The 26,474-nt window shown below is 69.6% G+C and carries 20 protein-coding genes and 1 tRNA gene; 10 read left to right on the forward strand and 11 right to left on the reverse strand.

Annotation, left to right across the window (positions count from 1 at the left end; all coding sequences use genetic code 11):
* Positions 1–17: 17 nt before the first annotated feature.
* The 3 genes from FHX50_RS06435 to FHX50_RS06445 all read right to left on the reverse strand — a co-directional run bounded on the left by FHX50_RS06435 (position 18) and on the right by FHX50_RS06445 (position 5,769).
* Complete coding sequence (locus FHX50_RS06435; RefSeq protein WP_183375759.1) at positions 18–218, reverse strand: hypothetical protein; 201 nt, start codon at positions 216–218, stop codon at positions 18–20.
* A complete protein-coding gene (locus FHX50_RS06440; RefSeq protein ID WP_183375761.1) occupies positions 211–4,863 on the reverse strand; it encodes a DUF4011 domain-containing protein in 4,653 nt (1,550 codons plus the stop codon). Before FHX50_RS06440 ends, FHX50_RS06435 begins: the two co-directional genes overlap by 8 nt.
* A gap of 87 nt (positions 4,864–4,950) precedes the next feature.
* On the reverse strand, positions 4,951–5,769 hold the full coding sequence (locus FHX50_RS06445; protein ID WP_183375763.1) for a DeoR/GlpR family DNA-binding transcription regulator: 819 nt from the start codon (positions 5,767–5,769) through the stop codon (positions 4,951–4,953).
* Positions 5,770–5,924: 155 nt separating this feature from the next.
* Here FHX50_RS06445 and FHX50_RS06450 point away from each other — a divergent pair, with 155 nt between their 5' ends.
* On the forward strand, positions 5,925–6,101 hold the full coding sequence (locus tag FHX50_RS06450; protein WP_183375765.1) for an Rv0909 family putative TA system antitoxin: 177 nt from the start codon (positions 5,925–5,927) through the stop codon (positions 6,099–6,101).
* A gap of 131 nt (positions 6,102–6,232) precedes the next feature.
* On the opposite strand, the gene FHX50_RS06455 is transcribed toward FHX50_RS06450, so the two are convergent.
* Together FHX50_RS06455 and mobA are read right to left on the reverse strand one after the other, a co-directional pair.
* The gene (locus tag FHX50_RS06455) at positions 6,233–6,922 is read right to left on the reverse strand and encodes a copper resistance CopC family protein (protein ID WP_183375767.1); all 690 of its coding nucleotides are present in this window, start codon (positions 6,920–6,922) and stop codon (positions 6,233–6,235) included.
* Positions 6,919–7,596, reverse strand: coding sequence for a molybdenum cofactor guanylyltransferase (mobA, locus tag FHX50_RS06460; RefSeq protein WP_183375769.1), 678 nt, complete (start codon positions 7,594–7,596; stop codon positions 6,919–6,921). Before mobA ends, FHX50_RS06455 begins: the two co-directional genes overlap by 4 nt.
* A gap of 164 nt (positions 7,597–7,760) precedes the next feature.
* Between mobA and FHX50_RS06465 the strand changes: the two genes are divergently transcribed.
* The 6 genes from FHX50_RS06465 to FHX50_RS06490 all read left to right on the forward strand — a co-directional run bounded on the left by FHX50_RS06465 (position 7,761) and on the right by FHX50_RS06490 (position 16,203).
* Positions 7,761–9,035: a nitrate/nitrite transporter gene (locus FHX50_RS06465; protein ID WP_343064053.1), complete on the forward strand. Its 1,275-nt coding sequence runs from the start codon at positions 7,761–7,763 to the stop codon at positions 9,033–9,035.
* A 9-nt stretch (positions 9,036–9,044) separates the two neighbouring features.
* Entirely contained in the window at positions 9,045–12,809 is a 3,765-nt protein-coding gene (locus FHX50_RS06470) for a nitrate reductase subunit alpha (RefSeq protein WP_183375771.1), read from the forward strand.
* On the forward strand, positions 12,809–14,479 hold the full coding sequence (gene narH / locus FHX50_RS06475) for a nitrate reductase subunit beta (RefSeq protein WP_183375773.1): 1,671 nt from the start codon (positions 12,809–12,811) through the stop codon (positions 14,477–14,479). The genes FHX50_RS06470 and narH overlap by 1 nt, the downstream gene beginning before the upstream one ends.
* The gene (gene narJ / locus FHX50_RS06480) at positions 14,476–15,276 is read left to right on the forward strand and encodes a nitrate reductase molybdenum cofactor assembly chaperone (RefSeq protein WP_183375775.1); all 801 of its coding nucleotides are present in this window, start codon (positions 14,476–14,478) and stop codon (positions 15,274–15,276) included. The genes narH and narJ overlap by 4 nt, the downstream gene beginning before the upstream one ends.
* 1 nt (position 15,277) lies before the next feature.
* Entirely contained in the window at positions 15,278–15,994 is a 717-nt protein-coding gene (narI, locus tag FHX50_RS06485; protein WP_183375777.1) for a respiratory nitrate reductase subunit gamma, read from the forward strand.
* Positions 15,995–16,130: 136 nt separating this feature from the next.
* A tRNA-Arg gene (locus FHX50_RS06490) sits at positions 16,131–16,203 on the forward strand.
* 88 nt (positions 16,204–16,291) lie between these two features.
* On the opposite strand, the gene FHX50_RS06495 is transcribed toward FHX50_RS06490, so the two are convergent.
* The 6 genes from FHX50_RS06495 to sucC all read right to left on the reverse strand — a co-directional run bounded on the left by FHX50_RS06495 (position 16,292) and on the right by sucC (position 22,508).
* The gene (locus tag FHX50_RS06495; RefSeq protein ID WP_183375779.1) at positions 16,292–17,032 is read right to left on the reverse strand and encodes an EcsC family protein; all 741 of its coding nucleotides are present in this window, start codon (positions 17,030–17,032) and stop codon (positions 16,292–16,294) included.
* Positions 17,033–17,137: 105 nt separating this feature from the next.
* Positions 17,138–18,145, reverse strand: coding sequence for a hypothetical protein (locus tag FHX50_RS06500; protein WP_183375781.1), 1,008 nt, complete (start codon positions 18,143–18,145; stop codon positions 17,138–17,140).
* Between the two features lie 139 nt (positions 18,146–18,284).
* Positions 18,285–19,268: an NlpC/P60 family protein gene (locus FHX50_RS06505; RefSeq protein ID WP_183375783.1), complete on the reverse strand. Its 984-nt coding sequence runs from the start codon at positions 19,266–19,268 to the stop codon at positions 18,285–18,287.
* 226 nt (positions 19,269–19,494) lie between these two features.
* Positions 19,495–20,208 (reverse strand): iron dependent repressor, metal binding and dimerization domain protein, encoded by a 714-nt coding sequence (locus FHX50_RS06510; RefSeq protein ID WP_183375785.1) that lies wholly within the window; start codon positions 20,206–20,208, stop codon positions 19,495–19,497.
* 230 nt (positions 20,209–20,438) lie between these two features.
* Positions 20,439–21,326, reverse strand: a complete 888-nt coding sequence (gene sucD / locus FHX50_RS06515) for a succinate--CoA ligase subunit alpha (RefSeq protein WP_183375787.1) — start codon at positions 21,324–21,326, stop codon at positions 20,439–20,441.
* A gap of 18 nt (positions 21,327–21,344) precedes the next feature.
* A complete protein-coding gene (gene sucC, locus FHX50_RS06520; RefSeq protein ID WP_183375789.1) occupies positions 21,345–22,508 on the reverse strand; it encodes an ADP-forming succinate--CoA ligase subunit beta in 1,164 nt (387 codons plus the stop codon).
* Between the two features lie 216 nt (positions 22,509–22,724).
* On the opposite strand from sucC, the gene FHX50_RS06525 reads away from it, so the two are divergent.
* From FHX50_RS06525 to FHX50_RS06535, 3 genes are read left to right on the forward strand one after another with little or no spacing between them, the layout of a single operon-like run.
* On the forward strand, positions 22,725–22,988 hold the full coding sequence (locus tag FHX50_RS06525; RefSeq protein WP_183375791.1) for a hypothetical protein: 264 nt from the start codon (positions 22,725–22,727) through the stop codon (positions 22,986–22,988).
* A gap of 35 nt (positions 22,989–23,023) precedes the next feature.
* The gene (locus tag FHX50_RS06530; RefSeq protein ID WP_183375793.1) at positions 23,024–23,482 is read left to right on the forward strand and encodes a hypothetical protein; all 459 of its coding nucleotides are present in this window, start codon (positions 23,024–23,026) and stop codon (positions 23,480–23,482) included.
* A gap of 53 nt (positions 23,483–23,535) precedes the next feature.
* Entirely contained in the window at positions 23,536–26,463 is a 2,928-nt protein-coding gene (locus FHX50_RS06535; protein ID WP_183375795.1) for a multicopper oxidase domain-containing protein, read from the forward strand.
* The last annotated feature ends 11 nt before the right edge of the window (positions 26,464–26,474 follow it).

Consider the following 26,474-nt stretch of genomic DNA (forward strand, 5'->3'; position numbering starts at 1 on the left):
AACGGGGTGCGGGGCCGTCAGCGCCCCCAGTGCGGCGGTACGTCCTGCCGGAGGCGGTCGTCGTTGCTGTCCACGGCCGCGTCGTCCTCGGTGCGGTTGGGCACGATGCGCGGGCCGCCGCGGCGTACGGGCTGCTCCATCGGCTTCCCGGTGACCGACGAGACCACGACGCGGCCCGGGCGCGACTCTCCGAGCGTGGGTGAGCGCCGATCAGTCATGGCTCTCCTGGTAGCGGCGGATCGCGGAGGACACGGACACATCCAGCAGCAGGGAGCGCTGCTCGAAGCCGAGGAACTCCCGCACTTCGGCGGCGAGCTGCTCGGTGAGGCGGGCACGTCCGTCACTGGAGATGTAGGCGACGACCGCGTCGAAGTCCTCCGCGCCGTAGAACGACAGCGGGTGGCCTGCCGGCACCTTGGGGCGCGGGAGGCGATGGCGGGTGGTGCCGGCGCGTGCCACCGGCTCCTGGAGGCGCTCCATCCAGAACGCGTGCGCCCGCTCCACCGTGCGCGTGACGCGGTCCGCTTCGCCTTCGGGGTCGATGAACAGGGCCCACGACCAGACGCGCTCCACGACCCAGCCCGCGGCTTCGAGGCGTTCGGTGCGAAGCCGGTCGCGTTCGCGCTGGTCAGCGGTGGTGGCGTAGCGGGCTCCGTCGGTCTCCACCGCCACGAGGAGGCGGCCCGGCAGGTCCCGGTGGCCGACGGCGAGTTCGATGCGGTCGTGGGAGAGGCCGTAGTCGAGCTCGGTGTGGAGGCCGCGCTCCTGCAGACGGTCCGCGAGGTCGGCCACGAGGGCGTCGATGTGGGAGTCGCCGCCCTCGGCGAAGCGGATCGCCGGCGTGGCGTCGGCGGTGGCGTCGTCCTCGGACACCTCAAGGGTGGGCTCCGGCAGGGGCGCGACGTCGGCGGCGGAGTGGCCGACGGGTTCCGACGCGTCCGCGGATTCACCGGCATCCTCAGCGCACTCGGTGGCTTCCTGCTCGGCGGGATCGGGGGCTCCGTCGGCTTGCTGCTCCTCGGCTGCCTGCTCGGCGGACTCGGAGACTCCGTCGGCCTGCTGCTCCTCGGCTTCCTGCTCGGTGGGCTCGGGGGCGGCGGCTGCCTGCTCGGCGGGGTCGGGCGTGCCGTCGTCCTCGCCGAGGACCGCGGCGTCGAAGCCTGCTTCGAGGAAGCGCAGCAGATCGTAGAGGTCGCGCGCCCCCTCCGTCGTGAGGCGGTCCGGGTCGAAGTCCGCGGAGGCCAGGGAGCTGACCACGACGGTGCGCAGGCGCGATCGGGTCAGCAGGCTGACCAGGACCTTGCGGCCGTGCGGGCCGGACAGCGGCCCAAAGGAGTGGAACAGGCGGCCGTGCGGGGTGAGGCCGAAGCCGAGGGAGACGATGATGTCGTCGCGCTCCACCGCGGTCGCACCGATCGCGGGCGTCACCACGAACGCCTCCGGCACGTTCGGCTGGAAGAAGTCCCGCAGCTCCGGCATCCGGCTCACCGTCGACATGATCCGGTCCATCACGCGCTTCGCGTGCTCCGCCGTCACCGTCACCACCGCGAGCGAACGCTCCGGTGACATGCGGGCATGCTGCACCACCAGGTCAGTGATGCGGCGCAGCTCGGCCTCGGTCGACTCCACGTAGGCGGTGTCCGCGGCGACGGGGCCGCGGCCGTCCTCCACGTGGATGAACAGGTCATCGTCCGGCGGCAGGGGGCTCGGCACCGCGAGCTGGTGGGCGTCCAGTTCATCAGGGCGGCCGGCTCGGGTCACACGGGACACGAAGCGGCGCACACCACCGGTCGCGGGGTGCTGGTCCCGGCGGATCCGCACGATCGGGGCAAGGGCCCGCAGGTCGTCCAGCAGCAGGTTGTTCGCCATCGGCAGCGCCCCCGGCTCCAGCTCCTCCGCCTCCGGCTGCAGCGGCGGCTCCCCCGCGTACTCGTACGCATCACCGATGACCACGGCGCGGTCGGCGCGGGTCAGGGCGGGGACCGCAGCAGCGGTGGGCAGGCGGGCGCCGTCGGCCACAATGACGACATCGAAGTGGACGCCCGACGGGATCAGCTGCGGCACCATGTACGGCGACACCAGCCAGAGGGGGCGGGCGCGGAACATGATCTGCTCGTACTTCGCGACCACGTCCTTCACGCTCGTGGTGCCCGGGTTGTTCAGCTCCACGATCGCGGCGCGGGACGTGTCCCGGTAGCGCTTCATCGTCTCCACGAGGATGCGGTCGGCCTGCTCCCGCACCCGGTACTGCTGCGCGGCGAGGAACTGCGCATCCAGGCGGCGGTAGCGCTCCGCGATCTGCGACAGGTCCGTGCCCGTGTGCTCACTGAGCAGCGGTTCCTTCGCCGCGATGAACTCGAACACGCTGGACCACCAGGCGAGGTCGAGCTCCGCAGCGACGTTCTCCTCCTCGAGTTCGCGGGCGCGCAGATCCGCCACAAGGCGGCCCAGGCCCTCGAAGTCGAGCTCGCGCAGAATCGTGGTCTGCTCCGGCAGGTCCTCCAGCGCCTGCTTGTCCTCCACCAGTTCCCGGATCTGCGCCTGGATGTCGGTGATCGGACGGCGGCCGAACTCGGTGCCGGCGCGGGTTCCGGCGAGCAGCACCTCCAGCTCATCCAGGGCGCGCTCACAGCGGTCCACCACCGCGGTCAGGTCATCCAGATCCGCGGGTACCACAGGCTGGGAATCGGGGGCTGTCGAATGGGTGCGCCAGTCGTGGGCCACCCCGCGCACCCCGGTGAGCGCTTCATGCAGCTCCTGCGGGGTCGCCGAGTCCTTCGCATACCCGGCGGCCTCCTGCCGCAGGGCGCGGCGCTGCCGCATCCCCTGCTTGATGCCGTGCGCCTGACGGAACTTCTTGTCGCCCGTCGCGGCGATGAGGGCATCCAGATCGGAGAGGAACACCTGGGCATCGAACCGGGTCGTCACGGTGCGCACCCGTTCCAGGACGCGGATCTGCGTGCGCAGCGCATCGATCGATTCGGCGGGCTCGAGGTGAGCCTGCTTCGTCATCTCCCGGCTGCGGCGGATCAGCTCCGGCAGGTGCTCGTCATCGAGCGCCTCAGCGAGCTCCAGGGCTCGGTCCGCCTGCGTGCGCGTGGTGATGTGGGCACCGGCCCACGGCGTGACATCGGCCCCCAGGTAGAGGGCGCGGGTGGCGGCGGCACGCTCCAGCAGCTCGCGGTACTCATCGGGCCGCTCCCCCACTCGGCGGGCCACATCGGCCGGCAGGCGCACCTGCGTGCGCGGCGCGGGGTCACGGCGCAGCAGGCCCGAGAGCGCGTTGATCGCATCGTGCGCGGAGGCGCCCCAGGGCTCCTGGCGGCGGTGCATCGCCGTCAGATGCTCACGCAGCGACTCCGCCGCCTCCACGAGCGCCGGGTCCTCCTCCATCGAGACCGGCGGCACGAACGAGTTCGCCTTCGCCAGCGACACCAGCAGCGACTCCACCGTGGTGCGCTGCAGCTGCGGGTCCGGGCTGAGGTCCAGCAGCAGATCGCCGATCCCGGCGGCGGTGACCGCCTCCGCAAGGTCCGCGAGGTGGCTGGAGCGCTGCGAGACCACCAGCACCCGCTTCTGCTGCGCGGCGAGCTCCGCCATCAGATTCACGATGGTGGAGGTCGCCGGTGCGCCCGGCGCCGTCTCCACCACGAGGCAGTCGGTGTCCTCGATGGCGGACAGGGCGCGGGCCTCGTCCGGGTCGACGATCGCAATCGGCGCGGAGGAGGCGTCGGCCTCCTTGTCACCGGTGCCGGCTCGCTTCTCCCCCTCCGGGGAGAGCGCTTCGCGGGCCTCCGGGTCCCCGGCGAGCGCCGCGATCAGGTCGTTGTCCGCGAGGTCCTCCGACGGGGTGTCGAAGTCCTCCAGCATGGACACCGAGGAGTCGATGAGGCTGCCGACGACGAGGGCGTGGGAGACCCGGAAGTTCAGCAGCGGTTCGCCGAGGCTGCGGAACGCGTCGATCACCGGGCTCGGATCGAAGCCGTGAATGGACGCGGTGAGGTCCAGCAGGGACCGGGCGTCGAGGATCACACCGGCTTCGCGCATGGCCTTCAGCAGCACCGGGTTCAGCTCCACCGCGGCGTCGAGGTCGAGGTCGATGTCCTCGCGGGCGTTGCCCCGCAGGAACAGGTTGATGGGGCGCAGCATGATCGGCGCGTGGATCGCGCTGCCGCCGTCCGACGGCAGCCAGGACGCCTCACCGATGCCGAGGTAGCAGGTGGTCAGTCCCCGTTCCTCCGCGAACGACTGCGCGATCTCCCGCAGCGCACGCGCATGGCGGCGCGCCGTCGCGAGCGAGCCGGGTTCGCGCACGAGGCTGGACAGGCGGGTGGCGCCGCGGGCGGCGAACAGGTGCGCCAGACCCTGCGGGTGGGAGTTGGTCAGGTCGAGGTACTCGGGGCCGCCGCGCAGGTCCAGGAGGAAGCCGCGCCCGTCGGCGAGGTCGGACATGGTCAGGCGCCAGCGGTCCAGGGCGCGCTCCACGCGGTCCTCGCGGGTCACCTCATCGACCTGCACCGGCAGCAGGCCCTCGAGGCGGGGGACGTCCCCGGTGAAGTGCTGAATATCGTCCACGCTGGACGTGCCGGTGTCGGCGATCTCAGCGGCCGGGACGGCGGATGCGCCGGCCTGCCGTTCGCGTTCGCGTTGGGCGGCGTGCCGCTCAGCGAGAGTGCTGGGGGCGGCGTCCGCTTCCGCCGCCGGGGAGGAGGCGCTGGCGGGGGCGTCGGCAGGGCCGGTGGCGGCGCTGTCGGCGGAACCGGTGCCGCCGCGGGCAGAGGCGGCCGACGGCTCCGCTGCCTTCGTGGGCTCCTCGCCCTCAGCACCGGCAGCGTTCTTCTTCGATCGACCGAAAATCCACATCACAACTCCAGAGTATCGCCTCATCAGGTCCGATCCGGGTTCCGCCGTTCACCCTCCGCAGGGGCGGGCCACCGAACCCGACGGGAGTCACACGGCGTGCAGGCGCACGTGACGCTCAGCGCAGGCCTCCCGCAGCTGAGCGGGCACATCCCCGGTGACGATGAGGTCGGTGAGGGCCGAGAGCGGGCAGATCCCCGCGAGCGCCCGCTTGCCGATCTTGTCGCCGGTCGCGAGGCCCACCACGCGCCGGGAGTGGGAGATCATCGTGCGGGTGACGCCCGCTTCGGCGTCGGAGTCGCAGGTGATGCCGGCATCGACATCGACCCCGATGACGCCCACGAACATGATGTCCAGCCACAGGTCCCGCATGGTGTACTGCGCCAGCGGGCCGGTCAGCTCGAACGATCGCGGCTCCGCCACACCGCCGAGCACCACCGTGCGCACTGCCGGACGCAACACCGTCTCCATCGCAATGTTGAGGGCGGCGCACACCACGGTCAGGCCGGGGACGGAGCCGCCGGTGTCGAGGTCGGAGCGGGCGACGATGCGGCGGGCCGAGGCCGTGGTGGTGCGGCCCCCGTTGAAGCCGACGATGCTGCCGGGCTGCACCATGGCGGCCGCGGCGGCAGCGATGCGCTCGCGCTGATCACCGGCGCCGTCGCCGCGCGGAGAGGCGGCGAGGTTGTAGGCGATGTCCACGGCCACGAGGCCACCGTGGACGCGGCGCGCGAGCTGCGCCTTCTCCATGTCGACGAAGTCGCGCCGCACAGTGGACTCGCTGATGCCGAGCTGCGCGGCGACGTCGGCGACGGACAGTCGCTTGGTCTGCGCGAGCTGTCCGAGGACGAAGTCCCAGCGGGAGGACTTGTCGTGACCGACGGGTGGCACGTGACGATCGCTGCTCATTTCCACGCCTCGATTATGACCGAATGCGCAGACTGGGACACAGGCTGTTCACATGTGCTCAAATCGCCCCGAGCTCATGACGGACCTGTGATCTCGAACGGAGACGGCATGTAGCGTGGGGGTCGCCAATGTTCCCGATGGAAAGGACACCCACCATGGGCTTCGACGACGCACTCAACAAGGGCAAGCAGGCACTCGACGGCCACAGCGACAAGGTCGACGGCGCCATCGACAAGGCTTCGCAGAAGGCTCAGGATGCCGCCCCTGACCAGGCCGACGGCGCGATCCAGAACGCTGCCGACAAGGCCAAGGACTCCCTCCGCAACAACTGAGGCGAATACGCCTCCCACAGCGGGACAGCTCCCGCACAGAAGAAGGACCGGCGCCCTGCGGGGCCGCCGGTCCTTCGCTTCTCCACCATGGCCGTACGCGCCTCGGAGGCATCACTCACGAGGCGCTGTGATCACGCCTGCGAGCCGGGATGCCGGTCGTCGCCGGCGGCGGAGCCGCGATCCGGGTTCTTGTCCTTGCGGGTCACCAGCACCACGATTCCGACGATCAGCGCCGCAGCCACGACAACAGCCGCGGCGATGAGCGACTTGCCGATGCCGCCATCGTCACCGTCCGTCCCCTCATCGACTTCGGACGCGGCGGGGGCGGAACTGGAGGCATCCGTCGGCTGGGACGACGGCGAGGCAGACGCTGCCGGGGCGGACTCCTCACCGCCGCCGTCCGATGCGGCGGCCCCGCCCTCGGTGACGGTGAAGGTGGTGGTGCCCTCGATCGGGTGGCCGTCCGAGGAGACGACCCGCCAGTCGACGGTCACCGGGCCGGCGGCGGGTGCCTCAGAGAAGTCCGCGGTGACCGACGTGCCGTCGATCGTCGGCGCGCCGTCGAACAGGACGGTGCCGGCGGAGTCCTTCACCACAACGCGGGCAGACAGGTCCAGCGGCTCCGCGGAATAGGTGAGCGTGATGCTGTCGGCGGTCGCAACGGACTCGCCGTCCGCCGGCGAACTGCCGGTGAGGCTGTCATGGGCCAGGGCAGCCGGTGCTGCGAACAGGGCGGCGACGAGCGCCAGCGCGGCCGAGGCCGCGGCGGCCAGCAGGAGACGCAGCCGGTTCTGCTCGGCCCGTCGGGGTGCGATGGTCATGGGGTCGTCCTTTCCACGGCGATGCGGGCGCGCTGCAGGTCCTCCGCGGTGTCCACATCCGAGACCGCATCATCGACCCCGTCCAAGGCCGGTCGGATCGTCAGGCGCGCCGGTGCCAGCTGTCCGTACAGCCGGCGCAGGCTCAGCCCCATCCAATCACCGCCATTCCCGCGGACCTCGTTCAGCGTGGTGCGCAGCACGCCCAGCGGCCACGCGGCGCACAGGAACTGCAGATGGCCCGAGGAATCTTCGATGCCGCGCACAGCAGTGCTGTCAGCCGGGGCGGACCCGTCGGCCCCTTCCCCCAGGACGTGCTGCAGCAGCTCAGCGCTGAGGGTCGGCATATCACCGCCAAGCACCAGCACATCCACCTCGCCGCCCAGATCCGACAGCTCATCGACCGCGGCCGCCAGACCCGCCACGGGACCGCTGAAGCGCGGCTCCTCCAGAGTGCGGATCGTCTCCACCCCGTCGATCGTGAACGGCGCCGCGCGCAGATCAGACCCTTCGGCCCCTACCACCACGATGCGGCAGGGCAACCCGAGCGCCGCGATGGCCGCCCCCGCGACTCGGGCACGCATCGACAGGCCGTTGATCGACAGCTGGGGCTTGTCGACCCCGCCGAGGCGGGAGCCCTGTCCGCCGGCAATGATGATCGCAGCGCGTGAAACCATGGAAGCACCCTCGATGAAGTCGGATCGTCACCCAAGACGATATCGGCACGATATCGGCCGACCTCGGGAAACACGTCCTCAGGACAATCGTCCTGTCCACCCGATACCCCTATGATTAGAGTCATCGGGAACCCTCGAATCGGCTGCACCGAAAGGAGCACGCAGTGACCGCGTCCCCATCCCTCCGCCCTTCCGGTTCCACCGCCACCCCCCTCGACGAGCATGCCCGTGACCGCACGTTCATGCTGCTGATGGCCACCGTCGGCTTCGCCATCAACTTCTGGGCCTGGGCCCTCCTCTCCCCCCTCGCCGCGACCGTCATCAAGAAGGGCCTGACAACCGACGCCGCTCTGCTCGTCGCCGTGCCCGTCCTCGTCGGCTCCATCGGCCGCATCCCCATCGGCGCCCTCACCGACCGCTTCGGCGGCCGCCTGATGTTCCCGCTCATCTCCGTCATCACCATCGTCCCGGTGCTGTTCCTCGGATTCTTCGGGTTCACCAGCTACGCGGCGCTGCTCGTCGGCGGCTTCTTCCTCGGCATCGCCGGCACCACCTTCGCCATCGGCGTGCCCTACGTGAACTCCTGGTACCCGCCGAAGAGCCGCGGCACCGCCCTCGGCATCTACGGCATGGGCATGGGCGGCACCGCCGTCTCCGCCTTCACCACCGTGCGCATCTTCCAGGGCCTCGGCGAGAAGGCGCCGTTCCTCATCGCCGCCACCGCCCTGCTCATCTACGCGGTGCTGGCCTACCTGCTGATGCGCAACGCCCCCGGCTGGAAGCCGAAGACCGGCTCCATGATCGCCAACACCCTCGGCACCACCAAGCTGCTCGTCACGTGGCAGGCCTGCTTCCTGTACGCCCTCAGCTTCGGCGGCTACGTCGCTTTCTCCGTGTACCTGCCGACCTTCCTCATCAACGCCTACGGCCTCGGCGCCGAAGACGCCGCCCTCCGCATGGGCGGGTTCGTCATCATCGCCGTGTTCATGCGCGCCGTCGGCGGTCAGCTGTCCGACCGCTTCGGCCCCGTCCGCACCCTCGTGGTCGCCAACACCATCGTGGCGGTCATGGCACTGATCGTCGCCGCCACCGGCGAACTCACCCTGGTGGGAACCTTCGCCTTCCTCGTCATGGCGATGGCGCTGGGCACCGGCAGCGGCGCCGTGTTCGGCCTCGTCGGCCAGGCTGCGGACCCCGCCCAGGTCGGGTCGGTCACCGGCTTCGTCGGCGCCGCCGGCGGTCTCGGCGGCTTCGTCCCGCCCCTCCTGCTGGGCTCCCTGTGGAACTCCACCGGCTCCTACGCCATCGGCCTGATCCTGCTCGCCCTCACCGCCCTCGTCGCGGTCGGCGTGGCGATCTGGACCGGCCGCACTGGGCGCGCCGCTGCTGACGACCCGGATGCGGATGCTGCGCCCGCTACGACAACCAAGGAACAGTGAGGTCCGACAATGACGACGACTGACCCGAAGCCGCAGGTCGACTCCTCGCTGATGAACTCCCTCATCAGCAAGCGCCGCCTGCTCTCCCCCACCTCGCGCGTCTCCGACGACAAGCGCGAGATCCACCACCGCGGCGGCCGCCAGGGCGACTCGTTCTACCGCGACCGCTGGAGCCACGACAAGGTGGTGCGCTCCACCCACGGCGTGAACTGCACCGGCTCCTGCTCCTGGCAGATCTACGTCAAGGACGGGATCATCACCTGGGAGGCCCAGCAGACCGACTACCCCTCCACCGGTCCCGACCGCGCCGAGTACGAGCCGCGCGGCTGCCCCCGCGGCGCCGCCTTCTCCTGGTACACCTACTCCCCCACGCGCGTGCGCTACCCGTACATCCGCGCCGCCCTGCTCACCATGTTCCGCGAAGCGAAGCAGCAGGTGGGCGGCGACCCCGTCCTCGCCTGGGAGTCCATCGTGGAGGACCCCGAGAAGTCCGCAGCGTACAAGAAGGCACGCGGCCACGGCGGCCTGGTCCGCGCCACGTGGGAGGAGGCCGTGGAGATGATCGCCGCGGCGTACGTCTCCACCACGAAGAACTACGGCCCCGACCGCACCGCCGGGTTCACGCCGATCCCGGCGATGTCCATCGTGTCCTTCGCCTCCGGTGCGCGCTTCCACCAGCTCATCGGAGGCGCCATGCTGTCCTTCTACGACTGGTACGCGGACCTGCCCGTCGCCTCCCCGCAGATGTTCGGCGACCAGACCGACGTCCCCGAATCCGGCGACTGGTGGGACGCCGGCTACCTCATCATGTGGGGCTCCAACGTGCCGCTGACCCGCACCCCGGACGCCCACTGGATGGTGGAGGCCCGCTACCGCGGCCAGAAGGTCATCGCGGTCTCCCCCGACTACGCCGACAACGTGAAGTTCGCCGACGAATGGGTCGCGCCCCAGCCCGGCACCGACGGCGCCCTCGCCCTCGCCATGGGCCACGTGATCCTCCGCGAGTTCTATGAGAACCCCGACGGCAGCGCCCGCCCCGAATACTTCGACAACTACGCGAAGACCTACACCGACCTGCCGTTCCTCGTGCAGCTGGAGGAGCGCGCCGACGGCACCGTGGTGCCCGGCAAGTTCCTCACGGCCTCCGACCTCACCGCGGAGATCACCGACGAGTTCGGCACCGAGCACGACCAGTTCAAGCCCGTGCTGATCGACGGCAACACCGGCCGGCCGATGGTCCCCCAGGGCACACTCGGCCACCGCTTCAGCGAGGACGGCAAGGGCCGCTGGAACCTGGACCTGCAGGGCGCTGACCCGCAGCTCTCCCTCCACGGCCGCGGCGAGGGCGTGCAGGAGATCCTCCTGCCCCGCTTCGACGCCGTCTCCACCCCCGCCGAGGACGAAGCGCACAACGCGCACTCCGCGCCGGGCACGATGCGCCGCGGTGTGCCGACCACGCAGGTCAACGGCCGCACCGTCACCACGGTGTACGACCTCCTGCTCGCCTCCTACGGCATCAGCCGCGACGGCCTGCCCGGCACCTGGCCGACGGGCTACGACGACCCCAGCGAGGTCGGCACCCCCGCCTGGCAGGAGCGCATCACCGGTGTGCCCGCCGCACAGGTGCAGCGCATCGGCCGCGAATACGCGCAGAACGCCGTGGAGTCCCGCGGCCGCTCCATGATCATCATGGGCGCCGGCGCGAACCACTGGTTCCACTCGGACACCATCTACCGCACGTTCCTCACCCTCACCACCCTCACCGGCGGCCAGGGTGTCAACGGCGGCGGCTGGGCGCACTACGTGGGCCAGGAGAAGGTCCGCCCCATCACGGGCTGGCTGCACCTCGCCAACGCCCTGGACTGGTCGCGGCCGCCGCGCCACCAGACCCAGACCTCGTACTGGTTCATGCACACCGACCAGTGGCGCTACGACCAGATGACCGCGGACGCGTTCACCGCCGCCACCGCCGACGGGCGCCTCAAGGGCATGACCAACGCGGACGTGGTCGCGATGGCGCAGCGTCTCGGGTGGATGCCGCACTTCCCGCAGTTCGACCAGAACCCGCTCGCGCTCACCCAGGCCGCCGATGCCGAGGGCCGCAGCGTACAGGACTTCATCATCGAGCACCTGAAGACCGGGAAGCTGAAGTTCGCCGCGGAGGACCCGGACGCGCACAACAACCATCCGCGCATCCTGTCGCTGTGGCGGGCGAACCTCCTCGGCTCCTCCGCCAAGGGCACCGAGTACTTCATCAAGCATCTGCTCGGCACGAAGAACGACGTGCGCGCCGAGGAGACCCCGGAGCATCTGCGCCCCCGCGACGTCGTGTGGCGCGAGAAGGCCCCGGAGGGCAAGCTGGACCTGCTGCTGTCCCTGGACTTCCGCATGACCAGCTCCACCCTGTTCTCCGACGTGGTGCTGCCGGCCGCGACCTGGTACGAGAAGAGCGACCTGTCCACCACGGACATGCACCCGTTCGTCCACTCGTTCAACCCGGCGATCGCCCCGCCGTGGCAGGCCCGCAACGACTGGGACACGTGGAAGGAGATCGCGAAGAAGTTCTCCGAACTGGCCCGCAATCACCTCGGCAAGCAGCGCGACGTGGTGGCGCTGACCCTGCAGCACGACTCCACCGACGCCCTCGCCTACCCCCACGGCGTGGTCCGCGACTGGAAGCACGACGAGGGCGTGGAGCCGATCCCCGGCATCACCATGCCGAAGCTCGTCGAGGTGGAGCGCGACTACCGCGAGATCTACGACAAGTTCGTGGCGCTCGGCCCCCTGGCGGAGAAGCTCGGCTTCACCACGAAGGGCATCACCTTCGATGTGAAGCGCGAAGTCGAGTACCTCGGCAAGAAGAACGGCCTCATCAAGGAGGGCCCGGCCAAGGGCCGCCCGTCCCTGGAGACCGATGTGCGGGCCGCGGAGATGGTGCTGGCGTTCTCCGGCACCACCAACGGCCACCTCGCCACCCAGGGATTCCGCACACTGGAGAAGCGCACCGGCACCCAGCTGCACGACCTCTCCGCGGAAGCGGAGGGCAAGCAGATCACGTTCGCGGACACCAAGGCCGCGCCGGTGCCGGTGATCACCTCGCCGGAGTGGTCCGGCTCGGAGTCCGGCGGCCGCCGCTACTCCTGCTTCACCATCAACACGGAGCGGCTGAAGCCGTGGCACACCCTGACGGGCCGCCAGCACTTCTACCTCGACCACGACTGGATGAGGGAGATGGGCGAGAACCTGCCCGTGTACCGCCCACCGCTGGACATGAACGCCCTGTTCAACGAGGGCGAGATCGGCTCCACGAACGAACTCGGCCTCGCAGTGCGGTACCTGACGCCGCACAACAAATGGTCGATCCACTCGGAGTACCAGGACAACCTGTTCATGCTGTCGCTCTCGCGCGGCGGCCAGTCGATCTGGATGAGCGCGGAGGACGCCGCCAAGGCCGGCATCCGCGACAACGACTGGGTGGAGGCAGTGAACCGCAACGGGGTGGTGGCGGCGCGGGCGGTCGTCTCGCACCGCATGCCGGAGGGCACGGTGTACATGCACCACGCCCAGGATCGCGTGGTGAACGTGCCGCTGACCGAAACCAGCGGGAAGCGCGGCGGCATCCACAACTCGCTCACCCGCATCATGATCAAACCCACCCATATGGTCGGCGGGTACGCCCAGCAGACCTTCGCCTTCAACTACCTGGGGCCCACCGGCAACAACCGTGATGAGGTCACCCGCATCCGCAAGCGCACTACGGAGGTGACGTACTGATGCGCATCATGGCTCAGATGTCGATGGTGATGAACCTCGACAAGTGCATCGGCTGCCACACCTGCTCAGTCACCTGCAAGCAGGCATGGACGAACCGATCCGGCACCGAATACGTCTGGTTCAACAACGTGGAGACCCGGCCCGGGCAGGGCTATCCGCGCCGCTACGAGGATCAGGAGAAGTGGAAGGGCGGCTGGGTCCTGGACCGCAAGGGCCGCCTGAAGCTGAAGGCCGGCGGCAAGTTCCGCAAGCTCGCGCAGATCTTCTCCAACCCGATCATGCCGAGCATCGAGGACTACTACGAGCCGTGGACCTACGACTACTCGAACCTGCTGGATGCTCCGGCGCAGGAGCACATCCCGGTGGCGAAGCCGAAGTCGCTGCTGACCGGTGAGGACATGTCGATCGAATGGTCGGCGAACTGGGACGACGACCTCGGCGGCTCCACGGAGCACCTCCACGAGGACCCGATCCTGGAGCGCATCCAGACGGAGGTGAAGGCCGAGTTCGAGAAGACCTTCATGTTCTACCTGCCGCGCATCTGTGAGCACTGCCTGAACCCGTCGTGCGTGGCGTCCTGCCCCTCGGGCGCGATGTACAAGCGCGAAGAGGACGGCATCGTCCTGGTGGACCAGGACCAGTGCCGCGGTTGGCGCATGTGCATCTCCGGCTGCCCCTACAAGAAGGTGTACTTCAACCACCGGACGGGCAAGGCCGAGAAATGTCATTTCTGCTACCCGCGCATGGAGCAGGGCATCCCAACGGTGTGCTCGGAGACCTGCGTGGGCCGCCTGCGCTACCTCGGCCTCGTGTTCTACGACGCCGACCGCGTCACCGAAGCGGCGTCCACCCCGAACGAGAAGGACCTGTACGAGGCGCAGCGCTCCCTGATCCTCGACCCGAACGACCCGGCCGTGGTGCAGGCCGCCCGCGAGGCGGACATCCCGGAGGACTGGATCCTCGCCGCGCAGCGCTCCCCCATCTACCGGCTCATCAACGAGTGGAAGGTGGCGCTGCCGCTGCACCCGGAGTACCGCACCATGCCGATGGTCTGGTACATCCCGCCGCTGAGCCCCGTCGTCGACGAGGTCGCGAAGACCGGTGAGGACGCGGAGGATCAGCGCAACCTGTTCGCCGCGATCGAGCAGCTGCGCATCCCTATGGACTACCTGGCGGAGCTGTTCACCGCCGGGGACGTCTCCGTAGTGGACGGTGTGCTGCGCAAGCTCGCCGCGATGCGCTCCTACATGCGAGACATCTCCATGGGCCGGGAGGGCCAGGAGGAGATAGCGGCATCCGTCGGTATGACGGGGCAGGAGATCCGGGAAATGTACCGCCTGCTGGCGATCGCGAAGTACGAGGAGCGGTACGTGATCCCGCCCGCGCACTACAGCGACGCGCACTCCCTCGAGGGCATCTCCACCGACTGCTCGCTGAACACGGACGGCGGGCCCGGCATGGGCGGCCCGTCCTCGATCTTCGGTGAGGATTCGGGGGCCGACGGCCTCACCCCCGTCGGTGTGGAGAACTTCAACATCCTGAAGAACCGCGCCCAGATGGACCGCGTGCCGCCGGTGGAGCCGGGCCGCATCAACCTGCTGAACTGGGACGGCAAGGGCACGCCCGACGGGCTCTTCCCCTCCGACAGCAGCGGGACTGATCGATCATGAGCATCCTGAAGCGACTGGCGGGCCGGGCCGTTCCCGGCCTCGCCGCCTCCCCCATCGACGGGGACGCGAAGCAGGTGGCGTGGGCGATCGGCTCGCACCTGATGGCGTACCCCGATGGGGAGATCGTGGAGCGGCTGCCGCTGCTGCGGGACGCCTGCTCCCTGCTGCCGGAGCCGTACGGCTCGGAGGTGGCAGCGGTCGTGGACCGGATGCTCGCCGAGTCCCGCACCGATGACCTCGCGGCCCTGCAGCAGGAGTACGTGGCGACGTTCGACACCCGTCGGCGCGGTTGCCTGTTCCTGACGTACTTCGGCAGCGGCGACACCCGCCGCCGCGGGATGGCGCTGCTGGAGATCAAGCAGACCATGCGCGAATCCGGGGTGGAGCTCGCCGCGGACCGCGAGGACGAACTGCCCGACCACCTGTGCGTGGTGCTGGAGTTCGCCGGCACCGTCGACGCGGAGGCCGGTGAGCGGATCCTGCTGGACAACCGCGCCGGCATCGAACTGCTGCGCACTCACCTGCAGGAGATCGACTCCCCGTGGGCGCCGGTGATCCGGATGGTCTGCGCCACCATGCCCGCCCTCAATGACGACGACCGCACCGCGATCGCAAAGCTTGCTGAACAGGGCCCCGCTGAGGAATCCGTCGGCCTCTCCGGCTACGGCACGGACGCGGACTACATGGCGAGCCCGCCCACGAACGCGCCCGTCGCCTTCACCGCCCCGTCGGGCCCGGTCCCCCTGCCGACCCCACGTATCCGACCGACCCAGCCGTCCAGCGCTCGAAGGAGCTGACATGCGTGACGTGACGATCCTCGACACCCTTCTCTGGGTTGTCTTCCCCTATGTGTGCATGGCGTTCTTCGTGCTCGGGCACATCTGGCGCTACCGCTACGACCAGTTCGGCTGGACCACCCGGTCGAGCCAGATGTACGAGGACCGGATCCTGCGGTGGGCATCGCCCATGTTCCACTTCGGCATCCTGTTCGTCGCCATCGGCCACTTCGGCGGCCTGGTGATCCCGAAGTCCTGGACGCAGGCGATCGGCATCAGCGACCACGTGTACCACCTGCTGGCGATCACCCTCGGCACCGTGGCGGGCGTGTGCACACTCGTGGGTCTGCTGCTGCTGATCTGGCGCCGACGCTCCAACAAGCGCCTCATGGGCGCGACCACGCTGATGGACAAATTCATGTTCCTGATGCTCGCGGTCGTGGCCGGCCTCGGCGTGTGGGCGACCATCGCGAACAACGTGTTCGGCTCCTACGACTACCGCTCCACCATCTCCGTGTGGTTCCGGCAGATCTGGACGCTGCGCCCCGACGCAGCGATGATGGTGGACGTGCCGCTGACGTTCCAGCTGCACGCCCTGGTCGCCATCACCCTGTTCGCGGTGTGGCCGTTCACGCGCCTCGTGCACGTGTTCTCGGTGCCCGTGGGCTACCTGGGCCGCCCGTACATCGTGTACCGCTCGCGGGATGACAAGCGCGTCGCCTCGAAGGCCGGCTGGTGATCTGCACCGTCTGATTGGGTGCGCCCCGCGCATCCCGCTACACTGAACGGGTCCGAGCCGCGGCTCTTCTGCCGCAGGAGCGGACCCGTTCCGTTCAGCATCCGTCGGCCTTCCGGCCGGGTTCGCTCGGCGATCAGCCCCCGTAGCTCAGGGGATAGAGCACGGCTCTCCTAAAGCCGGTGTCGGACGTTCGAATCGTCTCGGGGGCACACATAGGACCCCAGGTCAGCGCCTTCTTCAGGCGCCGACCTGGGGTTCAGTCATCGCAGAGGGGATTTCGCGCCGCGGCCGTTCGCGTCAGCGCTTCTTCTGCGCCTTCGCCGCTGCCTTCAGCTCCTTGCGGGACAGCGGCGGGAACGTCGCCTTCGCCGTCTGCGCGATCTTCTTCAGCGCGCGGCGGTCCGCCCACGCACCGAGGACGCCACCAGCGCCGGGGATCGCCTTGCCGAACAGGCGGGCGGAGCGCAGGCTGAAGCGGCGCACAGCGCGGGCGCCGATCGCCTTGGTGATGCGGGAGACGTCCGACTGCGGCAGACGCTTCGCCACCTGGCGGCTCGCCGCGCCGGCGACCGGGCCGAGTCCGATCGAGCCGAGCAGGTCCCCCGATTCCTCCCCGACAAGGGCGGCGAGGATACGGGTGCGGATCTCCTGGTCGTTGATGTCGTAACCGCGCACGCTCGCGATCGCGGCGGTCATGCGGGTGGCGATGACGTAGAACTCGAGCACGTTGGCGGGCAGCATCACCGGCAGGGTGATGGCGCCGCCGAGACCGGTGACGAAGCCGCCGACGGTGGCGCGGCGTCGGTGGCTCGCAATGATCTTCTTGACGGCGCGTTCGGTGGAGCGGCGCCGCTTCGCGCGCTTGGCAACGGTCTTTGCAGACGCGAAGGTGGCCTTGCCGTCGATGCCGATGTCGCGGAAGGTGTTGACGAGGCTCTCGAGCGCACCCGCGTCCTTACCGGTGCGGGCTTCCTTCATCGCCTTCTTGGCGTCGTCGGTCGCGGTCTTGTCTGTGCGCAGGAAGGAGAGGACCCCCATGACTGCTCCCATCTCCCCGTCAGGGGTGTGCGTTCGAAGATGCCAGTGTAACCGGTTGATAACAATCGGACCTGGGCGGGGCGGCGCACCCGTCGGCTGCTGGTGTCAGCGACCCGGCGCGCAGCTGCCGCCCTCGGGGGCGCAGCTGCCGCCTCCCCCGCCGCCAGCGCTGCCGGGGCGGCCGACGGGTGCCGGCGCCGCAGCGTGCCCAGCCGCCGGGCCGGGCCAGCTCTGGCCTCGAGCCCCGCTCCCACTGCTGGTGGGGCCACGGCCCGTGCCGGTGCGGTTGCGGTGATCGCGGGCGGCCCGCATCGCCATCAGCACGATGCCGATGAGCGCGCTGACCGCCGCCAGGGCGATGCCGAGGTTCACGCCGTGGGGCAGGTCCTTGATCGCCTTCTCTTCGAACGCCGTCACGATCTGGCCGACGAACGGGGCCCTGTCGATCACGTTCGGCACCAGCGCGGGGAGGTTCGTCACCGTGAACCACATGAGCGCCGTGAACACGGCGGCGAAGATGCCGTACATGATGAGCGACGCTCCGCGATGGGTGGCGGTCAGCAGCATCAGCGCCAGGCCCAGGAGGGCGATGGCGCCGAGAGCTGCGCGGTTCTCGGTGAGCAGGAGGATCCACTGCATCCATCCCGCATCGAACGAGGCAATGGTGGGCTGCAGGGTGGCGGGGCGCGGCACGGGCACCGGCAGGACATCCTCGATCGGGCCGGCGATCGAATCGTACGCCGGCATCAGGTCCGGCTTCACCTCGACCCTGCCGCCCTGCACCATCGACTCATGCAGGTCGCGCATGGTCTGGTCCCAGATCTGCTGGTACTCCCGTGTGCCGGTGACGGTCTTGACGCCCTTCGCGATCAGGGCATCGACCTGCCCCTTCAGGAATTCGGGGACGTCCACGAGGCTGTGGATCTGGTCGACCGCCGGGGCGGTGAGGTCCTGGCGGGTCTGCGGGGTGTCAGCGATCGGTCGGGTGACGGCGAGGAACCCGCCGCGGTCCACGATGTTGTCCTGCAGCCAGGTGGCGGGCACGAGCAGGAGTGCCGCCGCAAGGGAGACGATCCCCGCGAGCACGCTGATGAGGTTCCGGAGCAGAAGCATGGGTCTCACAGTAGTCGGGCCGGGTGCAGGCAATGCGAGAACCCCACCGGCCCGACAGGGCTGCGGTGGGGTTCTCGCTGAGCGGCGGCGTGGTCAGCGCCGGAATCCGCTCGTCACAGTGTCGAAGAGGCGACTGGCATCAGCCGACGCGGTAGTAGCTCCAGTTGGCGTTCCAGAGCTTGCGCTCGGTGGTGAGCTTGCCGGAGCGGCCGGCGTCCACGATCTTGCCGTTGCCGGCGTAGATGCCGACGTGGCCCGGGGTGTAGACGAGGTCGCCGGGGCGGGCCTCGGAAGCGGAGATGCGCTTGGCGCCGGCCACCTGGCCAGCAGCCGAGTGCGGAAGGTGGATGCCGTGCTGGGCGTAGACCCAGGAGGTGAAGCCGGAGCAGTCCCAGCCGGACGGGGTGGAACCGGCCCAGACGTAGGGGGTGCCGATGCCGCTGCGGGCGGTGGCGAGGATGGAGCTGCCGCGCCCTGCGTTGGAGGGAGCAGAGGAGCGCTTCTTCTTGGAGCCGCGGTCGGACTGCTGGTCGTTGTTGTCGGAGCGGTCGCTGGTGCGGCGCTCGGAGCGCTGGCCGTCGCGGCTGCTGCGGCGGTCGTCGTCACCCTGGCGCTCATTGCGGCGCTCGCTGCGGTTGTTCTCGCGCTCCTGGTTGCGCTCGCGGTTGTTCTCGCGCTCCTGGTTGCGCTCGCGGTTGTTCTCGCGCTCCTGGTTGCGCTCCTCGCGCTGCTGGGCCTCGCGGCGCTCCTGACGCTCCTGGCGCTCGGCACGCTCCTGACGCTCCTGCTCACGCTGCTGGGCCTCGCGCTGCTCAGCCTCGCGACGCTCCTGCTCACGCTGGGCGTCGGTCTTCTCGTCGGTCTTGACCTCGACCCTGTCCTTCTTCACGATCGCGCCGTAGGCACCCTCGGCCTTGTCGCCCTCCGCGAGAGCGACCGGGATGGTCACGGTGGAGGGAGCGGTGGACGCACCGGCGTTCTTGCCGGTCTCGGAGGAACCGTTGGCCATGGCGGCCGAAGCGGAACCGGAGACGACGAAGCCGGCAGCGAGCATCACGCCGGCGGTCTTACGACCGATCGGTGCGGACAGGATGCCGCGCGGGGTGCCGCGGTGAGTGGGCATGGAGCGAGGAGCCACAGGAGACCTTCCGGATCGTTCGCGGGCCGGCGCCCGTCAGGGCTGCGAGGCGGTCCGCGGAGTTCTTGAGCACTGTTGTTTCGGAACGGATTCCGACCCGGGTCGCCCCGGGAACCGACATCCAACCTACGGAAGGCGGGGACTGTTCCCCACTGGACCAAACGAACCTCTACCCGGGCTTTGACAGACCTTTACCCTCGGGGAAGGGGCCTTACCTTTGGGTCACGCAGATATGACCGGCATCACTGGGGGTCAGGGTGATCTCCCGGCCCGACGGCCCCGTCATCACCAGCGAATCCGCATCCGAGGCGACCGTGACGCGCGCCCCGGGAACGATCCCGCAGTCCTTCAGATCCCGCAGGAATTCGACGTCCGACTGGATGACCTCACCGATGGCGTCGACCGTCAGCTCCACCTCGTCGCCCTCCGGCAGCTCCACCTGCACGAGGCGCTGAACACCGTCGCCGATCCGGCGGCTGCCATGGGGGCCGGACCCGTCGGCCGTCACCCCCAGCGCGCCCAGGCCCGGGATGGGGTTGCCGTACGGGTCGGCGTACGGCGGCGTGAGCATGGCGGCGATCTTGCGCTCCACGTCTTCGCTCATCACGTGCTCCCAGCGGCAGGCTTCGTCGTGCACGAGCTCGTACTCGAGGCCGAGGACGTCCATCAGGTGGCGTTCGGCGAGTCGGTGCTTGCGCATGACCGCACCGGCGATCCCGCGGCCCTCCTCGGTCAGGTGGATGACGCGGGAGTCATCGAGGTACAGCAGGCCGTCGCGCTCCATCCGACCGACCGTCTGCGACACCGTGGGGCCGGACTGTCCGAGCCGTTCGGCGATGCGGGCGCGCATCGGCGTGATGCCGAGCTCCAGCAGCTCGAACACTGTCTTCAGGTACATCTCGGTGGTATCGATCAGATCGCTCACGGCGCGCCCTCCCTTTCAGCTGGTCACACTGTATCGGGTTGGGCGGCGTCTCGCGGGAGAGCAGCGTGGCCACCACGAGAAGCGCTCTGGAAGCCGACGGTCGGCCGGGGCGCCGGGAACGGCGAACGCCGCCCTGCCCACCGGGTGCGGTGGAGAGGACGGCGTCCGACGGGTGCCGCCGCGACCAGGGCCCAGCCCATCAGGGCGCGGCCGGATGCGGCGGTGAGGGCTCAGAGGCCCTTGATGATCTCGCGCATCAGCTCAGCGGTTTCGGTGGGGGTCTTGCCGACCTTCACACCAGCGGCCTCCAGGGCCGCCTTCTTCGCCTCCGCGGTGCCGGAGGAGCCGGACACGATGGCGCCGGCGTGGCCCATGGTCTTGCCCTCCGGGGCGGTGAAGCCCGCAACGTAGCCGACGACCGGCTTCGTCATGTTCGCCTTGATGTAGTCGGCTGCGCGCTCCTCGGCGTCGCCCCCGATCTCACCGATCATGACGACCGCGGCGGTCTCCGGGTCGTTCTCGAATGCTTCGAGGGCGTCGATGTGGGTGGTGCCGATGATCGGGTCGCCGCCGATGCCGATGGCGGTGGTGAACCCGATGTCGCTGAGCTCGTACATCATCTGGTAGGTCAGCGTGCCGGACTTCGACACCAGGCCGAGCTTGCCGGGACCGGTGATGTTCGAGGGGATGATGCCGGCGTTGGACTGTCCCGGGGAGATGATGCCGGGGCAGTTCGGGCCGATGAGGCGCGTGGTGCCCTTGTCCTTCGCGTAGTTGAAGAACTCGGCGGCGTCCTTCGCGGGGATGCCCTCGGTGATGACGATGGCGAGCTCGATGCCGGCGTCAACGGCCTCGATGACCGCGTCCTTCGCGAACTTCGGCGGCACGAAGAGGACGGACACGGTGGCGCCGGTCTCCTTCATGGCGTCGGCGACGGAACCGAACACGGGCACGGAGCGGCCGCCGTCGAACTCGACGCTCTGGCCGGCCTTGCGGGGGTTGACACCGCCGACGACCTGGGTGCCGGAGTCGAGCATCCGCTGCGAGTGCTTCATGCCCTCGGAACCGGTCATGCCCTGAACGATGACCTTGCTGTTCTTGTCAAGAAAAATCGACATGCTTCTTCAGGCTCTCTTTCAGTTCGCAGCGAGTTCGGCTGCCTTGGCGGCGCCGCCGTCCATGGTGTCGGCCAGGGTGACGAGGGGGTGGTTCGCCTCGGTGAGGATGGCGCGGCCCTCATCGACCTTGTTGCCGTCGAGGCGGACCACGAGCGGCTTGGTGGCGTTCTCGCCCAGCTTGCTGAGCGCGCCGACGATGCCCTCGGCGACCTTGTCGCAGGCGGTGATGCCGCCGAACACGTTGACGAACACGGACTTCACCTGGTCATCTCCGAGGATGACGTCCAGGCCGTTGGCCATGACCTCAGCGGAGGCGCCGCCGCCGATGTCCAGGAAGTTCGCCGGCTTCACGCCGTGCTCCTCCCCCGCGTAGGCGACGACGTCCAGGGTGGACATGACCAGGCCGGCGCCGTTGCCGATGATGCCGACTTCGCCGTCGAGCTTGACGTAGTTGAGGTCCATGGCCTTCGCCTTGGCCTCCAGCGGGTCCTCGGTCTTGGTGTCGACCAGGGCGGCGTGGTCCTCGTGGCGGAAGTCGGCGTTCTCGTCGATGGTGACCTTGCCGTCGAGGGCGAAGATGTCGCCGTCAGCGGTCTTGACCAGCGGGTTCACCTCGACCAGGGTGGCGTCCTCGTCGCGGTACACGGCCCACAGCTTCTGCAGAACCGGGGCGATCTTCTCGCCGGTCTCGGCATCGAAGCCGGCGGCGTCCACGATCTCCTTCGCCTTCGCGTCGTCGATGCCGACGTTCGGGTCCACGGCGATGCGGGCGAGGGCCTCGGGGCGCTCCACGGCGAGCTGCTCGATCTCCATGCCGCCCTCCTTGGAGCACATGGCGAGGTAGGTGCGGTTCGCGCGGTCCAGCAGCAGGGAGAAGTAGTACTCCTCGGCGATGTCCGCACCGGCCGCGATCATGACGCGGTGCACGGTGTGGCCCTTGATGTCCATGCCGAGGATCTGCTCGGCGTACTGCTCGGCTTCGTCCAGGGACTTCGCCACCTTCACGCCGCCGGCCTTGCCGCGACCGCCGGTCTTCACCTGTGCCTTGACGACCACAACGGGGGTGCCGATCCTCTCGGCTGCTTCACGGGCGCTGGCAGGATCCTCGGCGACGGCGCCGGGCAGCACGGGGACTCCGTGCTTCTCGAAGATGTCGCGCGCCTGGTATTCGAACAGGTCCACGGAGATAACGTCCTCTCGTCTTGACGTGGGCGGGTGACCCTCGTTGGTCAGCGTGCCGCCTGCGTTCGGGCATAACTGTATCGCGCGCCACCGTCGTCCCACTCCTGCTTGCCGGGCAGCGGACGGGGCAGTCTCCGGCAGGGATCCGAACACCCGGGCACGGCGGTGCCGCGGTCCAGGGCGATGGGGTCCAGGGCGATGCGGCATCATGGGGGCATGTTCTTCTACTCCGGCAGCTCGCGCCGCGGCGGATGCGGCTCGAGCCTGCTGTTCCCGCTGGGCGTGGTGCTCGCACTGTTCCTGGTCCTGCGCCTGGTGGGTGTGCGCAGCACGTTCTCCTCCCTGATCCTGTCGCTTGTGCTGACGGTGGTCCTCAATGTGGGGCTGAACGCGCTGATGAACCGCCGCAGCCGTCGGCCGGGACCGTCCCGCCGCGGCGTGGACGACCAGCGCGGCACCGACATCCGCTTCCGCGACTGACAATCACACCCATCCGTTCCCGACGAGGAGGCTCCGTGGCCGACTGGAAGACCTACGCGAAGGCAGCGCAGCGCACTGCGCAGAAGCAGGCGCCCGCCGCGAAGGAGTCCCTGCGCCGCGGCATGGACGACGCGCGCCTGCATGCCCGCGCCGCCGCCCGCACCGCTGACAGGACCACCCGCGACTCCCGCGCAAACGCCCGCCGCACCGCCGCCGCCACCGCCGTCGCCGCGCAGAACCACTACCGTCGGGCGAATGTGGGGACCCGTCTGAAGAACGGGGTGCGCGACGCCCTGCTGATGGCGCTGGCCGTGTTCGTCCTGTGGGCCGTCATCTCCCGCGTGGCGCCGATCCCGTGGCAGGCCGTGGTGATCGTGGCGCTCGCCCTCGTGGTGGTGCGCATGGCATGGACCCTCTTCACGATCTGGAAGCCGGAGGAGGAGCCGCTCGACGAGCAGGACCGCGGCGAGCGCGCTTCCCGAGGTCGCCGCTGACCGGGACCTGGGCCCTCCCCCACCATCGCGGCCGCGCGTAGCCTGGGGCCACTATGGCTTCTGCGCGCACCCCCTCCCTCGACACTCAGCCCAGCACTCCAGGCCCCCGGCCGAAGCGCCGTGCCTCGTGGCATCGACAGGCCTCGAGGCCGATCATCTGGTGGATGGCGGCGCTGCTGATCTCCGTCGGGGTCCACCCGGTCATCCCGCAGTACCGGTGGCTGCTGGTGCACATGGTGACGCTGGGCCTCGTCACCACGTCGGTCATGCTGTGGGGCCAGCACTTCGCCGAAGCCCTCCTGAAGACCCGCCTGGCGGAGGAGACCCGGCCCACGCAGGTGCGGCGCCTGTGGATCCACACAGGCATGATCGCCGTGACGATGATCGGCATGGTCGCCGGTCTGCCGGTGGTGACCGTGCTCGGTGCGGTCGGGGTGAGCGCCACCGTGCTGTGGTGGGCGGGCTTCCTCATCCAGCAGATCCGGGCCGCGGTCGCGCCCCGGTTCGCGTTCGTCATCCGCACCTACGCCACCGCCGCGATGCTGCTGCCGATCGGGGCGGCTCTCGGCGCGGTCCTCGCGTTCTCCCCCGGTGAGCCGTGGCAGGGCCGGCTGCTGCTCGCGCACCAGCTGGTGAACATCCTCGGCTTCCTCGGCCTGACTGCGTGCGCCACCCTGTTCACCCTGTGGCCCACGATCCTGCGCACCCGGATGCGGCTCGAGCGGGCGCAGCGCACCTCCGCGATGCTGATCGTGATGCTGGTCGGGCTGCTGATCGCGGTCGGCGGCGCGCTGATGAACAACGTGCTGATGGGTGCGGCGGGGCTCGTGCTGTACCTGGTCGGGTTCCTGGTGATCGCATCCGAGCTGGCGCGCCTGGCGGTGCAGTCGGCACGGCAGAAGCATGCGGCGGAGGTGCCGCTGTTCCCGGCGCTGTCGATGGGTGCGGGCATCGTCTGGTTCGCCGGGACGCTGGTGGCGCTGCTGGTGATGTGGATCAGTCACACGGGCGCCCCCGTGGGCGAAGCAGCCGCCTCCCCGTTGAACTTCTCGCTGCTGGCGTCCACGGTGAAGGCGCTGACGGTGCCGTTCGTGGTCGGCTTCGGCCTGCAGCTGCTGCTGGGAGCGATGAGCTTCCTGATGCCCACCATCATGGGCGGCGGGCCGCGCGCGGTGCAGGCGGGCCTGGCGGAGATGAGCCGCCTCGCCGTGTTCCGGGTGGTGGCGCTGAACCTGGCCATCGCCCTGTTCGCGCTGTCGGAGTCCGACGCGCTTCTCCCCCGCGCCCTGTTCCTCGGCCTGACGTTCGGCACGGGAGCACCGGAGCAGTTCGGGTCCGTCTCGCGGATCCTCGTGTCGCTGCTGGCACTGCTGGTGCTCGCTTCGTTCATCGTGCTGATGAAGCGGATGGTGCGGGCGAGTGTCCGCGAGCGCCTCCAGCAGCGCGCAGACCTCGGGATGCCCGCAGCGCCGCCGACGCAGACGGGGCAGCTGGCTCAGGCGGGGCGGCCGGCGGAGACTGCACGCCCGACGGATTCCGCCGCGACGAACCTGAACCGCCGCCACCTGACGGGCGCGGTGCTCGCCGTGGCGAGCGTGCTGGGGCTGTCGGCGATGGGCCGGGCCGCCGACCCGGCCGCCACCGGAAGCGCAGCAAGCGGGTCGGGCAGCTCCCCGGGCGCGGGCACCGGCGATGGGACGGCTGCGGTGCTCCCGACGGGCCGGACCACCTCCGTCACGGTCCGTGCGAAGGACACGATGCGGTTCGACCCGGACCGCATCACCGTGCCCGCGGGCGATGAGCTCGTCATCACCGTCATCAACGACGACCCCACCCAGATCCACGACCTCGTCCTCGACACCGGCGCCGCCTCCGGCCGCATCAGCGCCGGGCAGAGGGCCACCCTGAAGGCCGGTGTGATCGACCGGAGCATCACCGGCTGGTGCTCGATCGTGGGCCACCGGTCCATGGGGATGGAGCTGCAGATCGTCGCCGACGGCGCACCGAGCGGCACCGAGAGCAGCAGTGACTCCCGCACCGCAGGACACAGTCACCACGGCGCCGAGCCGGGCGATGCCGGAGCCGATCCGCTGGCCCGAGTCACCGCCGACTTCGGTGAGGTCCCATCGGTCACGGCCCGGGACCCGCGGATGCCGGAACCCGTCGGCCCCGCCCTGGAGATCACCGCCGGTGAGAAGGAGCTCGAGATCGCGCCCGGTGTCATGATGCAGGCGATGCCGTTCAACGGCACCGTGATGGGGCCGGTGATCCGCGCCGACCTCGGTCAGGAGATCGCCGTCACCGTGACGAACCGCGGCGCCATGGAGCACTCCATGGACTTCCACGCCGGCACCGTCTCCCCCAGCGTCTACATGCAGGGGATCAAGCCTGGTGCCTCCCTCCACTACCCGCTGACCACGGACCACGCGGGGATCTGGCTGTACCACTGCTCCACCATGCCGATGACCCACCACCTGTCCGGCGGCATGTTCGGCGCCGTCATCGTGCCGCCGCGCGGGATCGCGGCCGCGGACCGCGAATACGTCCTCGTCCAGTCCGACCACTACCTCTCCCCCACCGAGAAGTCCGGCACGGGAGCACACGCCATCAGCGCGGACAAGATCCACGCCGAACGGCCCGATTTCACCGTGTTCAACGGCCACGCCACCCAGTACGTGCATGAGCCGCTCACCGCGAAGGTCGGCGAACGCATCCGCATCTGGGTGCTCGCCGCCGGCCCCACCCGCAGCCTGTCGTTCCATGTGGTCGGCGCCGTGTTCGACACCGTGTTCAAGGAGGGCGAGTACCTGTTGCGGCCCGACAACCCGAACGGCGGCGGCGCGCAGGCGCTTGACCTCTCCTCAGCCCAGGGCGGGTTCGTGGAGATGGTGTTCCGTGAGCCCGGCACCTACACCGCCGTCAACCACGCGTTCGCCGACATGGAGCGCGGCGCCCGCGCCCTCATCACCGTCACCCAGTGACCGCACCGAAG

The organism is Helcobacillus massiliensis, from assembly GCF_014191425.1.
GTDB lineage: Bacteria > Actinomycetota > Actinomycetes > Actinomycetales > Dermabacteraceae > Helcobacillus > Helcobacillus massiliensis.